The following is a 12899-nucleotide window of genomic DNA, read 5'->3' as shown; positions in this document are numbered from 1 at the left end:
GGCGATTATCGGCATGTGAGTTCGCCCAGGTCCACGCGGCCTTCCCGTGCCGGCAGTTCGGGCAGGGCCACGCCGCAGTCCAGCTGCGCGCCGTGGACGCGCAGGCGCGTGCCGGGCGCGGGGTTCTGCAGGTAGACCATGCCGTCGTGGCCGACCACCGTCTGCGTTTGCGCGGGCGCGCCCGGCGGCTCCACGTCGACGCGGCTGCCGGCCGGCAGCCACTGGCCGTCGCCGCCGCGCAGCGCCAGCTGCACGGCCAGGGTGCGCCGCATCGGGAAGCGCGCCAGCAGGCCGGTGCGGCCCTCGGGCACGGCGTCCCGGCGGGTCGCGTCCACTTCCATGTCGGCGGGCAGCTGCATCGGGTCGATGGACAGCTGGTTGACCTGCCAGGCGTTGAGCTGGTTGATCAGCAGGTGGCCGTGGGCGTCGGTGCGGCCGATGGGGCGGTTCTCCAGCTTCACCGGCACGCCGGCCACGCCGCTGGTGTCGACCAGCGCGAAGGCCTCGTCCACCCGCCGCATCGCGAAGCTGCGGCCCTGCATCCATACCAGCCCGCCGTTGGCGCTGGCGTAGCCGAGGGTGGCGGAGGGCGCGCCGTCATCGTCGCGGTAGTGGTCGATGCCGGCCGACCATTGCCCGTAGCGGCCCAGCCGGGTGACCTGCGCCTGCGCGTTGCGGTTGTCGCCCAGCGAAGCCTGCGCGCGCCAGCCCCAGCCGCCCAGGTCGCCGGGGACGGCGCGGTTGGCCTCCAGCGAAAGCCCGCGCGCGGCGTCGCTGTGCCGCGCGGTGGCCGCGACCGAGGTGTGGCGGTCCAGCGGCAGCGACAGGTAGAGGTAGGCGCTGTGGCCGGTGTCGTTTTCCAGGTCGCGGTTGACGCTCAGGCTGAGCATGGCGTTGCGCGGCAGCATCCGCGACCAGTTCAGGCTGGCGAAGCGACTGCGGCCGAACTGCGGCAGTTCCTGCGCCACGTAGCTCATGCCCAGTTGGCCCAGGCCGGTGCTGACGCCGGCGAAGGCCTGGTCGGTGCGGCGCGGCATCGGCGCGTCCTCGACGCTGGCCACGTCGCGGAAGTCGTCGCTGCGCCGCAGCGTGGTCAGCGACAGGTTGAAGGCGCGGTTGCTCCACTGGTAACCCAGTCCGTGCTGCACGCCGTCGCGCCCCTGGTGGCGGCTGCCGGCCAGCGAGGCGCTGACGATGCCGCCGCGCCGGCCCAGCAGGGCCACGCCGCCGGCGCCGGCCATCTGCACCGCGTCGCTGGCCTCGACGTGGGCTTCGACGGTGAAGGCGTCGCCCAGGCCGCGGCGGCCGGTGGCGGCGAACATCGGGTCGCCGCCGTAGCGCGCCGAGCGCAGGCCGTAGTCGCGGCGCAGCACGCCCAGGTCCAGCGACCAGTCGCTCAGGCCGGCCTGCAGCAGTTCCGGGGTGCCGTACATCGTGAAGCCGACCACGCGGCTCTGGCCGTTGATGTCGGTGATGACCAGTTGCGCCTGGCCCATGCCGTTGAGCGCGGGCACGCTGTCCAGTTCGAAGCGCCCCGGCGCGACCTGCTGGCTGGACTGCCTCAGGCCGTCGATGTACAGGTCCACGGTCGAGGGCAGCACCGCCTCGCCGGCGAAGGAGGCCAGCGGCGTGGTGATGCGGTAGGGCTGCAGGGCGAAGTTGCGGCTGAAGCGCACGCCGCCGATGCGGGTGGCGCGGGTCCAGTCCAGCGCGCCGGTGATGGCGTCGCCGACGATCAGCGTGCGCATGCTGTCGGGCAGGTCCAACTGCCACCAGCTGTCCAGCCGCACGTGGTCGTGGTGGCCGGCGGCGCGGGCGTCGCCGCTGTTCAGCCGCGAGTTCATGGTGTTGTTCCACACGCCGGCGCCGAACCCGAACAGGCGCAGGTCGGTGAACGCGCTGGCGCTGCCGTAGTCGCGCGCGCGCTGGCCGTACAGGTCGTAGTTGAGGATGACGCCGGGCGCGCGCGCGGCCGGGTCCACGCGCGGGCGGTCGGGCTGGCTGAAGCCGATGCGCGCCACCGGCCGGTCCAGCATCTCCACCGGCACCCGCAGGGCGATGCGCTGGGTGGCCGCGTCGTACTGCACCTGCATGCCGGGCAGCGCGTCCAGCGCGACCAGCCCCTCGGTGTCGGCGTCGCCGGGCCAGCGCAGTCCCAGTTCGCGCAGGCTCGCCGCGCTGGCGTGCAGGCGGCCGCCGCGCAGGACGAAGCGCGCCAGCCGCCCGGTCGGCGCCTGGTTGATGGACACCTCCAGGTACAGCTCCTGATCGCCGGCGTCCATCACCGCGGCGGCATCCGTCGCCGGTGGACGCGCGGCGTCCTGCACCAGCGACAGGCCGCCGGTAGCGGCGGCCGCGGCGGGGCGCCGGCCGCCAGCACCATCGCGGCGACGCTAGCGGCCAGCGGGGTCGAGCGGCAGGCTCTGTTCTTGCTGGTCGTCATTGAAGCGGGCTTTCAGCACGCCGGCGGTGGCCGCGGCGGGCGGAAGGGAAAGGGTCCACTGCATCTGCAGGCCGGCCAGCGCATAGCCCAGCAGGCCCGGCTCCAGCACGGTGCGGGTGCCGTCGCCGGCCACGTGGGTGAGCTGGCTGATGCGCACCCGGCGCGCGCCGTCGTTGCGCAGGGACAGGACGAACCTGCCGTCGTCGCCACGGCGGAAGCCGCCCGAGAGCCGGGAGAGATCGGTGGGCGGGCGCTCGCCCGACTGCCCGGCCACCGGCACGGCGCTTTCCGGCAGCAGGAACACCGGTACCGAATAGCGCAGCAGGAACTGCAGGCCGGGGCTGGCGGCGTCGTCGGAGGCCGGCAGTTCGTCCACCAGCAGGCGGTAGGCGTGCTCGCGGTCGGCCGGGAGCCGGGCGATGCGCACGATGCGCACCAACTGCTGCTCGCCCGGCGCGATCTGCAGGATCGGCGGGCTGGCGGCCAGATCGCCGGTGGCGGCCAACTGGTCGCCCTGCTCGGACTGCGTCCATTGCTGCACGCGCACCTGCGCGCGGATCGGCTCGCTGCCGCTGTTGGACAGCCACAGGCCCTGCGCCTGATCGGCCGGACCGAACTCCAGCAGGATCGGCGAGACCTGCAGGCTGCCGGCCAGCACCGGCGCCGCCAGCCAGCACGCCAGCAGCGTCAGGCAGGCCGCAAGGGACCGCAGCGGCCGGTGTCGGACCGGCCGCTTTCGCGGGAGGAACCCGATCATCCGCGTCAGTAGGTGATGGTGGCGGTGACGGTATCGGTGTAGGTGCCGGCCGGCGCGTCGGTCGAGATGGCGCGGCCGTAGACCGGGATGCTCTGGTTGCTGGCGTTGCCGGTGCCGGACAGGGTGTCGGTGCCGATGGTGGCGCCCCACAGCTGGGTGCGGCCGGCGTCGCGGAACAGGCCGTAGGCCAGGGTGGCGCTGCCGGGGCCGGTCATGCGGCGGTTGCTGGCCGAGACGGTGGCGCTGGAGGGGTTGGCGCCGTTGCTCAGGCCGATGTTGTAGGGAGTGCCGTTGGAGCAGTTCACGACCAGCTGGCCCTGGCTGTCGATGGGCGTGGTGGCGCCGCGGATGCGGGTACCGAAATCGACGTCGGTCGCGGTGACCGTGCTGATGTCGCACGACTCGGTGATGATCATCCTGACCTGGAAGGTGGTGGTGGCGGTGGCCGCGTGCGCGGAACCGGCGATACCGGCGGCGGCCATCAGGGCCGTGGCGATCAGCGAGGACTTCATGGCGTTCATGGGCATTCTCTGGATGTGTGCGGCCGGGATGGCCAAACCGGTGTGACGTAGAGCACAAGTCATGCCAATAATTTGGCACCGGTTCACATCTTGCAACAAGTCACGGAAAAGTAAAGACTTTGTGAGGACTTTCGGCCAAGCCCTTCAGTCTGATGGCAAAAAGCCGGGCCGACCGGCGGCGGCGGCGATTGACGCACTGCGTCAGGTCACGCGGGGGCACCCCGCCGGCGCGGCGCAATGCAAGCGGCATGCCGGGAAGTGCCGGCGTCCCGACAGGGATGGCCGCGCGCATGGCCCGCATCCGCCGGCGAGGCGGCTTGAACACCGGCATTGGCTGCGCAAACGGTTCGGAACCGCCGGGCGATCGGCGATAATCCCGGGATGGCTATCAACCTGAAGACCCCGGAAGAACTGGAGAAGATGCGCGTGGCCGGCCGGCTGGCGGCCGAAGTGCTGCAGATCGTCGCCCCGCACGTGAAGCCCGGCGTGACCACCGCCGAGCTGGACCGCATCTGCCACGACCACATCGTCAACGTGCAGCAGGCCATCCCGGCCAACATCGGCTACGGCGGCGGCCACGGCCGCATCCCGTTCCCGTTCACGGTCTGCACCTCGGTCAACAACGTCATCTGCCACGGCATGCCCAGCGAGGGCAAGGTGCTCAAGGACGGCGACATCCTCAACATCGACGTGACCGTCATCAAGGACGGCTGGCACGGCGACACCAGCCGCATGTACTACGTCGGCACGCCGTCGGTGATGGCACGGCGACTGGTCGAGACCACCCGCGAGGCGATGTTCCGCGGCATCCGCGCGGTCAGGCCCGGCGCCACCCTCGGCGACATCGGCCACGCCATCCAGTCCTACGCCGAGAGCCAGCGCTTCTCGGTGGTGCGCGAGTACTGCGGCCACGGCATCGGCAAGGTCTACCACGACGAGCCGCAGGTGCTGCACTACGGGCGCGCCGGCGACGGCGTGGTGCTCAGGCCGGGCATGACCTTCACCGTCGAGCCGATGATCAACGAGGGCGGCCGCCACACCCGGCTGCTGCCGGACGGCTGGACCGTGGTGACCAAGGACCGCAAGCTGTCGGCGCAGTGGGAGCACACCGTCGCGGTGACCGAGGATGGGGTGGAAATCCTGACCCGCCTGCCCGGCGACGACAACGACCTGTGAACACGCCGGCCGCGGCCGAAGGCGCGAACGCGCGGCCGTCCGCCCCCGGCACGGCCGTCGCCGACGATGCCGCCTGGTCGGCCGCCGCGCGCGCCTCGCTGGTGCATACCGACGCGCGCCTGGACAAGCGCTTCGACCAAGGCGACGACATGGATCGCGTGCTGGCGCTGCGCGCGCGCGCAGCCGATCACCTGCTGAAGGAGGCCTGGGCGCGCTGCGTCCCGGCCGGCGCGCCGCTGGCGCTGTTCGCGGTCGGCGGCTACGGCCGCGGCGAGCTGTTCCCGCACTCGGACGTGGACGTGCTGGTGCTGGCCGAACCGGACGCCCAGCAGCAGTGCCATGACGCGCTGGCGCGCTTCTTCGCCATCCTGTGGGACGCCGGCCTGCCGATCAGCCACTCGGTGCGCTCGGCCGCGCAGTGCACCGGCGCGGCCGCCGCCGAGCAGACCGTGCTGACCGCGCTGATCGAGGCGCGCCCGCTGGCCGCCGAGCCGGTCGACGAGGCGCTGCTGATCGACGCCATCGCGCCGGCGCGGGCATGGCCGCCGCGCGATTTCTTCGTCGCCAAGCGCGAGGAACTGCGTGTCCGCCACGCGCGCTTCGGCGACACCTCCGACAACCTCGAGCCCAACGTCAAGGACGGCCCGGGCGGCCTGCGCGACCTGCACACGCTGGGCTGGATGGCGCTGCGCGCGTTCGGCGTGCGCGACCTTGAGCCACTGGTCGGCATGGGCCACCTGGGCGCCGACGAGGCCGCCGCGCTGGCGCGCGAGCGGCGCGCGCTGGGGCGGCTGCGCTACGGCCTGCACCGCGTCGCCGGGCGGCCGGAGGAGCGGCTGCGCTTCGACTACCAGAAGGCGCTGGCGCAGCGGCTGGGCTTCGCCGACGACGCCGAGAGCCTGGGCGTCGAGAAGATGATGCAGGGCTTCTACCGCAGCGCCGCCATCGTGCGCCGGATCAGCGACCGCCTGTTGCAGCGCTTCGAGGAGCAGTTCGACGGCGAGGCGCTGCCCGAGCCGCTGGACGAGGATTTCGAGCTGCGCCGCGGCTACCTGGTCGCGCGCGATCCGGCATGGCCGCGCGGCGACATCGCGCAGGTTTTCGCATTGTTCTCGATGTGGGCGGCGCAGCCGCAGGCGCGCGGGCTGCATTCGCGCACCGCGCGCGCGCTGGCCGAGGCGCTGCCGCGGCTGCCGGCCCATACCGCGTCGACGACCGCGCCGCGCGCGCAGTTCCTCGCCCTGCTGCGCGGCCCGCGCGCGGTCGAGACGCTGACCCGGATGGCGCGGCTGGGCGTGCTGGGGCAGTGGATCCCGGCGTTCGCGCGGGTGTCCGGGCGCATGCAGTTCGACCTGTTCCACGTCTACACGGTCGACCAGCACACGCTGATGGTCCTGCGCAACATCGCCGCGTTCGCGTCGGGGCGCGCCGACGAGCGCTTCTCCATCGCCCACGAGGTGTGGCCGCGCCTGCGCAAGCCGGAACTGCTGCTGCTGGCCGGGCTTTTCCACGACATCGCCAAGGGCCGCGGCGGCGATCATTCCGAACTGGGCGCGGTCGACGCGCGCGAATTCTGCGCCGCGCACGGCCTGGGCGAGGCCGACACCGAGCTGGTCGCCTGGCTGGTCGAGCAGCACCTGCGCATGTCGGTCACCGCGCAGAAGCAGGACATCTCCGACCCGGAGGTCATCCATGCCTTCGCCGCGCTGGTGTGCGATCGCGAGCGGCTGGACTTCCTCTACCTGCTGACCTGCGCCGACATCGCCGGCACCAGCCCCAAGCTGTGGAACGCGTGGAAGGACCGGCTGCTGGCGGATCTCTATTTCGCCACGCGGCGCGTGCTGCGCGAGGGCCTGGAGCATCCGATCGCGGTCGAGGAGCGCCTGGCCGAATCGCGCGAGGCGGTGCACGGGCTGCTGGCCGCGCAGGGCTACGACGCGGCCGCGGCGGGCCGGCTGTTCGCCGCGATGCCGGAGGAAAGCTTCCTGCGCTTCCGCGCCGAGCAACTGGCCTGGCAGGCGACGGCCATCGACGGCGTCGCGGCCGGCGAAACGCGCGTGCGCGTGCGCCCGATTGCCGACGACGCCGGGGCGATGGAGGTGTTTGTGCATTCGCCGGATCGCGACGGCCTGTTCGCCGCCATCCTCGCCACGCTGGACCGGCTGGGGCTGGGCATCCACCAGGCGCGGGTGCTGGTCGGCCCGCACGGCACCGTGTTCGACACCTTCGAGGTGCTGCCGGCCGGCGGCCATGCCTGCCGTGAGCCGGCGCGGATCGAATCGACCCTGCGCGAGGCGCTGTCCGGCGACCTGGACAAGGTGCGCCCCTCGCGCCGCGCGCTGCCGCGCCAGCTGCGCCATTTCCGCTTCGCACCGCGCATCGAGTTCAGCGCCACGCCGGACGGCCGGCGCACCGTGCTGGGGCTGGTGGCGCCGGATCGCCCCGGCCTGCTGGCCGACGTGGCGCAGGTGCTGCGCGCCTGCCGGCTGCGCGTGCACGACGCGCGCATCGCCACCTTCGGCGAGCGCGCCGAGGACATCTTCCAGATCACCGACGAGCGCGACCGGCCGCTGACCGGCGCCGACGAACAACGCCTGCGCAACGCGCTGCGCGCATGCTTCGAACAGAACTGAAACCACCAGGGATCCATCGATGACAGACAGGCAAGCCACCCCGACCGAGCAGATCCGCTTCACCATCGAGAGCGCCTTCGAGCGCCGCGGCGAACTGACCCAGGCCGAGATCGAGGGTTCCACCCGGCCGGCGGTCGAGCGCGTGATCGAGGGGCTGGAGAGCGGCGAGTTCCGCGTCGCCGAGCCCGACGGCAAGGGCGGCTGGCAGGTCAACGCGTGGCTGAAGAAGGCGGTGCTGCTGTACTTCCGTGTCAACGAGATGGAACTGGTGGAAGCCTATCCGGCGCCGTTCTGGGACAAGGTGGAGGCGCGCTTCGGCGCGTTCGACGAGAACGACTTCCGCAGGCTCGGCGTGCGCGTGGTGCCCGGCGCCATCGCCCGCCGCGGCACCCACTTCGGCCGCGACGTGGTGTTGATGCCGAGCTTCGTCAACATCGGCGCGCACGTCGGCGAGGGCACGATGGTCGACACCTGGGCCACGGTCGGTTCGTGCGCGCAGGTCGGCAGGCACTGCCACCTGTCCGGCGGCGCCGGCATCGGCGGCGTGCTGGAACCGCTGCAGGCCAGCCCGACCATCATCGAGGACCACTGCTTCATCGGCGCGCGCTCGGAAGTGGTCGAGGGCGTCGTGGTCGGCCACCACAGCGTGATCGGCATGGGCGTGTTCATCGGCCAGAGCACGCGCATCTACAACCGCATGACCCGGGAAATCAGCTACGGCTACGTCCCGCCGGGCAGCGTGGTGGTATCCGGCTCGCTGCCGGCCGCCGACGGCTCGCACTCGCTGTACTGCGCGGTGATCGTCAAGCAGGTGGACGAGAAGACCCGCAGCAAGACCAGCGTCAATGAACTGTTGCGCGGGCTGGCGGATTGAGGGGTGAGGGGCGAGGAGTGAGCGGAGAGGAGTGAGGAGTGAGTAGAGGCAAAAGCGATTCCGGCCGTGCTGGTCGCGCTCATTTCCTTTGCTATACCCTCACTTCCCGCGAGCCAACGCTTTTATTCACGCCTCACTCCTCTCCGCTTACTCCTAGCCTTATGACCAAGATCTACGGCCTCAAGAACTGCGACACCTGCAAGAAGGCGACCCGGTGGCTGGACCGCTTCGGCGTGCCGTACACCTTCATCGACTACCGCGACGACAAGCCCGCGCCGGAGACGCTGGTCGAGTGGGCCGGCAAGGCCGGCGGCTTCGACGCACTGATCAACAAGTCCTCGACTACCTGGCGGCAGTTGCCCGACAGCCGCAAGTCGCCCGGCAGCGAGGCGGAGTGGAAGCTGCTGCTGCGCGAATACCCGCAGCTGATCCGCCGCCCGGTGGTGATCACCGGTGACGGCGCCTTCAGCCAGGGCTTTTCCGACAACGGCTTCAAGAAGCGCTTCAACACTGACTGAATCCTTCCCTTCCCCCCGCCTGCGGGGAAGGTGCCCGAAGGGCGGATGGGGGCAGCCCCCGGACTCGCCGATGGGTTGCAGACAAGCGGAGCAAGCTCCGCTCTACATGCAACATGTTGTAGAGCCGAGCTTGCTCGGCTCGGCCTCGCTGGTCGGATTGAAAGGCAGCGGAGCAAGCTCCGCTCTACATGGCGGATGGATGCGCGGGCCGGGTCGGGTCCGTATCCTTGTGCGATGACCGACGCGACGATTCGACCATGAGCGATGTACTGGACCTGGCCCGCGACCTGATCGCCCGCCCCTCGGTCACCCCCGACGATGCCGGCTGCCAGGCGCTGATCGCCGAGCGCCTGCGACGCGCCGGCTTCGCCTGCGAATCGCTGCGCTACGGTGAAGTCGACAACCTCTGGGCCACCCACGGCAGTGGCGCGCCGGTGCTGGTGCTGCTGGGCCATACCGACGTGGTGCCGCCGGGGCCGCGCGAAGCCTGGGCCAGCGATCCCTTCGCCCCGGAAGTCCGCGACGGCATGCTGTACGGCCGCGGCGCGGCCGACATGAAGGGCAGCGTGGCCGCGTTCGCGATCGCCGCCGAGCGCTTCGCCGCCGCGCATCCGCATCATCCCGGAACGCTGGCGCTGCTGCTGACCTCGGACGAGGAAGGCGACGCCATCGACGGCGTGCGCCGGGTCGCGCAGACCTTCCGCGAGCGCGGCCAGCGCATCGACTGGTGCATCACCGGCGAGCCGTCCTCGACGGAGAAGCTCGGCGACCTGCTGCGCGTGGGCCGGCGCGGCAGCCTGTCGGGCACGCTGACGGTCAAGGGCGTGCAGGGTCACGTCGCCTATCCGCACAAGGCGCGCAACCCGATCCACCTGTCCGCGCCGGCGCTGGCCGAGCTGGCCGCGCGGCACTGGGACGACGGCTACGAGAGCTTCCCGCCGACCAGCCTGCAAATCAGCAACCTCCACGCCGGCACCGGCGCCAACAACGTCATCCCCGGCGAACTGCGGGTGCTGTTCAACCTGCGCTACAACCCGCACTGGGACGCGCCGCGGCTGGAGGCGGAGATCGCCGCGTTGCTGGATCGCCACCGGCTGGACCATGAACTGCGCTGGCATCGCAGCGGCGAGCCTTTCTACACGCCGGAAGGCCGCCTGCGAGAAGTCGCGCGGCAGGTGCTGGCAACCTTCGCCGGCGCGCCGCCGGAGGAAAGCACCGGCGGCGGCACCTCCGACGCGCGCTTCATCGCCCCGCTGGGCGCGCAATGCATCGAGGTCGGCCCGGTCAACGCCAGCATCCACCAGGTCGACGAGCACGTGCGCGTGGCCGACCTGGAGGCGTTGCCGGATCTCTACCTGGCGCTGATCGAAGGCCTGCTGGCTTGAGAGGACCCTGCCTGCGACGACCATCGTTCCATTCGTTGCCGATGCAACGGTTGCGCGCCTGTCCGAAGCAGGTTAGGGTCTGCCCCATGCTTGCGTCCCTGGCCAACGCCGTCAACAACGACAACCGCAATAATCTGCGCGCGAACAATCGTGCGCGGCCGATGCGGGACTGCGACCAGGCAAAGTAGCAAGCGACAACCGCCCGGATTCCAGAAAACCCGCATCGGCCGATGCGGGTTTTTTGTTGCCCGGGATTCCCGCTCCGGGCCTGGAAGGCCGGTCGAATACCTCCCAAACCCACGCACACCACGACAGGAGTTTTCCCATGTGTTCGATCTTCGGCATCTTCGGCCTGCAGTCGGGCGACGACGTGCAGGCACTGCGGCGCGAGGCGCTGGACTGCTCGCAGCGCCAGCGCCACCGCGGACCGGACTGGAGCGGCGTCTACCTCGATGAGCGGGTGATCCTGGTCCACGAGCGGCTGGCCATCGTCGATCCGGCCGGCGGTTCGCAGCCGCTGCTGTCGGAGGACGGCGATCTGGCGCTGGCGGTCAACGGCGAGATCTACAACCACCGCGAACTGAAGAAGGAACTGCGCCAGCCCTACGCCTTCCAGACTGGATCGGATTGCGAGGTGATCAACGCGCTGTACCGCGAGGACGAGCCGGCCTCCTTCCTCAACCGCCTCAACGGTATCTTCGCCTTCGCGCTGTGGGACAAGGCGAAGGGCCGCGTCATCATCGCCCGCGACCCGATCGGCGTGGTGCCGCTGTACTGGGGCCACGACAAGGAGGGGCGCCTGCGCGTGGCCTCGGAAATGAAATCGCTGGCGGACGCCTGCGCCGACGTGGCGCAGTTCCCGCCGGGCCATTACTACGACAGCGCACTGGATGCAGGCAGCGGGGCAAGCTCCGCCCTGCGCAGGTACTACGCAAGGCCGTGGCGCGATTACGCGGCGGTCGAAGGCGTGCAGGTGTCGCCGCAGGAATTGCGCGAGGCGTTCGAGCGCGCCGTGCACCGCCAGCTGATGACCGACGTCCCCTACGGCGTGCTGCTGTCGGGCGGCCTGGATTCCTCGCTGGTGGCGGCCGTGGCCGCGCGCTACGCGCGCCACCGCATCGAGGAGGACGACCAGGCCGAGGCCTGGTGGCCGCGCCTGCATTCCTTCGCCATCGGCCTGAAGGGATCGCCGGATCTGGCCGCCGCCCAGGTCGCCGCCGAGGCGCTGGGCACCGTGCACCACGGCTTCGAATACACCTTCGAGGAAGGGCTGGACGCGCTGCCGGAAGTGATTCGCCACATCGAGACCTACGACGTCACCACCATCCGCGCCTCCACGCCGATGTTCCTGCTGGCGCGGCGGATCAAGGCGATGGGGGTGAAGATGGTGCTGTCGGGCGAGGGCAGCGACGAGATCTTCGGCGGCTACCTGTACTTCCACAAGGCGCCGGACGCGCGCGAGTTCCACGAGGAGCTGGTGCGCAAGCTCGACGCGCTGAACAACTACGATTGCCTGCGCGCCAACAAGTCGATGATGGCTTGGGGCGTGGAACCGCGCGTGCCGTTCCTGGATCGCGAGTTCCTCGACGTGGCCATGCGCATGGACGCGAAATGCAAGATGGTGGACAAGTCCAGCGCAGGCCCGCAGCGGATGGAGAAGGGCGTGCTGCGGCAGGCGTTCGACGGCTACCTGCCCAGGGAAATCCTGTGGCGGCAGAAGGAACAGTTCAGCGACGGCGTCGGCTATGGCTGGATCGACGGGCTGAAGGCGCACGCCGAGGCGCAGGTCAGCGATCGCGAACTGGCCGCCGCGGACAAGCGCTTCCCGGTCAACCCGCCGCAGACCAAGGAGGCGTACTGGTACCGCAGCCTGTTCGAGCGCTTCTACCCGACCCCGGCCGCCGCCGAGACGGTGCCGGGCGGCAAGTCGATCGCCTGCTCGTCCCCGGCGGCGATCGCCTGGGACGCCAGCTTCGCCGCCGCGGCCGATCCATCCGGCCGCGCGATCAGCGGCGTGCACAACGCGGCGCTGGGAGAAGCGGTGGCGCCGGGTTGATGGCCGCCATCCGGGTGCCGGCGCGTCGGCTCCGAAGCCGGCACCCGACTTCAGATTTCCGGGAGCTATTTGCGCCAGTAGTTGTTGGCGGCGGCGATGGTCTGGAAGTTGATGGCGACGACCTGGGACGCGGCTATCAGCGCTTCCGGGTCTTCCGCGTATTCCGGGCGCAGCTTCTGGAGCACGGCCGCGTCCGGCTGCGTGTACTTGACGCCGCGCCGGCTCAACACCAGCGCAAGCTCGAAGCCGGCCTGGGGAGAGTCGGTGATGAGCGTGGCAAGCCATGTGTCGGTCATGGAACACCTCCGTGGTGGATGGGACTGCAGGTTGGCCCGGGCGCTGAACGCGGCTCCCCATGACGGGTTCGCCGCTCCGCGAAGCGGCTTCGACCTAGTTTTGGCGACCTGGCTTTACCTTGAATTGAATGAAGTCTTCCCTATCGCTTGTGGCGTAGTCAACGGAATACTCGACCGCTACGACAACGTCCGAGGTTGGCTTGGGAGCAAAAAACTCCGCCTTTCCCGGCCGGGACTCGA

At 70.6% G+C, this 12899-nt stretch carries 9 protein-coding genes and 1 pseudogene; 6 read left to right on the top strand and 4 right to left on the bottom strand.

All coding sequences use genetic code 11. The features are described from left to right. Window positions 1–5: 5 nt before the first annotated feature. The 3 genes from AAG688_RS12460 to AAG688_RS12450 form a co-directional block, all read right to left on the bottom strand. Window positions 6–2327: a fimbria/pilus outer membrane usher protein gene (locus AAG688_RS12460; protein WP_411832563.1), complete on the bottom strand. Its 2322-nt coding sequence runs from the start codon at window positions 2325–2327 to the stop codon at window positions 6–8. A gap of 66 nt (window positions 2328–2393) precedes the next feature. Then, window positions 2394–3200 (bottom strand): molecular chaperone, encoded by an 807-nt coding sequence (locus AAG688_RS12455; RefSeq protein ID WP_411832562.1) that lies wholly within the window; start codon window positions 3198–3200, stop codon window positions 2394–2396. Window positions 3201–3205: 5 nt separating this feature from the next. Further along, the gene (locus AAG688_RS12450) at window positions 3206–3721 is read right to left on the bottom strand and encodes a spore coat U domain-containing protein (RefSeq protein ID WP_411832561.1); all 516 of its coding nucleotides are present in this window, start codon (window positions 3719–3721) and stop codon (window positions 3206–3208) included. A gap of 381 nt (window positions 3722–4102) precedes the next feature. Here AAG688_RS12450 and map point away from each other — a divergent pair, with 381 nt between their 5' ends. The 6 genes and pseudogenes from map to asnB all read left to right on the top strand — a co-directional run bounded on the left by map (window position 4103) and on the right by asnB (window position 12363). Then, on the top strand, window positions 4103–4897 hold the full coding sequence (gene map / locus AAG688_RS12445; protein ID WP_411832560.1) for a type I methionyl aminopeptidase: 795 nt from the start codon (window positions 4103–4105) through the stop codon (window positions 4895–4897). Beyond that, window positions 4894–7530: a [protein-PII] uridylyltransferase gene (gene glnD, locus AAG688_RS12440; RefSeq protein WP_411832559.1), complete on the top strand. Its 2637-nt coding sequence runs from the start codon at window positions 4894–4896 to the stop codon at window positions 7528–7530. Before map ends, glnD begins: the two co-directional genes overlap by 4 nt. A 55-nt stretch (window positions 7531–7585) precedes the next feature. Further along, window positions 7586–8404 (top strand): annotated as a pseudogene (gene dapD / locus AAG688_RS12435) (2,3,4,5-tetrahydropyridine-2,6-dicarboxylate N-succinyltransferase); the annotation flags it as partial. A 161-nt stretch (window positions 8405–8565) separates the two neighbouring features. Next, the gene (locus tag AAG688_RS12430) at window positions 8566–8922 is read left to right on the top strand and encodes a Spx/MgsR family RNA polymerase-binding regulatory protein (RefSeq protein ID WP_411832558.1); all 357 of its coding nucleotides are present in this window, start codon (window positions 8566–8568) and stop codon (window positions 8920–8922) included. A 257-nt stretch (window positions 8923–9179) separates the two neighbouring features. Next, window positions 9180–10307: a succinyl-diaminopimelate desuccinylase gene (gene dapE, locus AAG688_RS12425; RefSeq protein WP_411832557.1), complete on the top strand. Its 1128-nt coding sequence runs from the start codon at window positions 9180–9182 to the stop codon at window positions 10305–10307. Window positions 10308–10632: 325 nt separating this feature from the next. Continuing rightward, window positions 10633–12363, top strand: a complete 1731-nt coding sequence (gene asnB / locus AAG688_RS12420) for an asparagine synthase B (protein WP_411832556.1) — start codon at window positions 10633–10635, stop codon at window positions 12361–12363. A gap of 65 nt (window positions 12364–12428) precedes the next feature. On the opposite strand, the gene AAG688_RS12415 is transcribed toward asnB, so the two are convergent. Next, the gene (locus tag AAG688_RS12415; RefSeq protein WP_411832555.1) at window positions 12429–12659 is read right to left on the bottom strand and encodes a hexameric tyrosine-coordinated heme protein; all 231 of its coding nucleotides are present in this window, start codon (window positions 12657–12659) and stop codon (window positions 12429–12431) included. Window positions 12660–12899 lie beyond the last annotated feature (240 nt).

The organism is Pseudoxanthomonas mexicana (genome assembly GCF_046736355.1).
In the GTDB taxonomy this organism is placed as follows: Bacteria; Pseudomonadota; Gammaproteobacteria; order Xanthomonadales; family Xanthomonadaceae; genus Pseudoxanthomonas_A; species Pseudoxanthomonas_A mexicana_B.
This window is presented reverse-complemented; position numbering and strand designations above follow the sequence as displayed.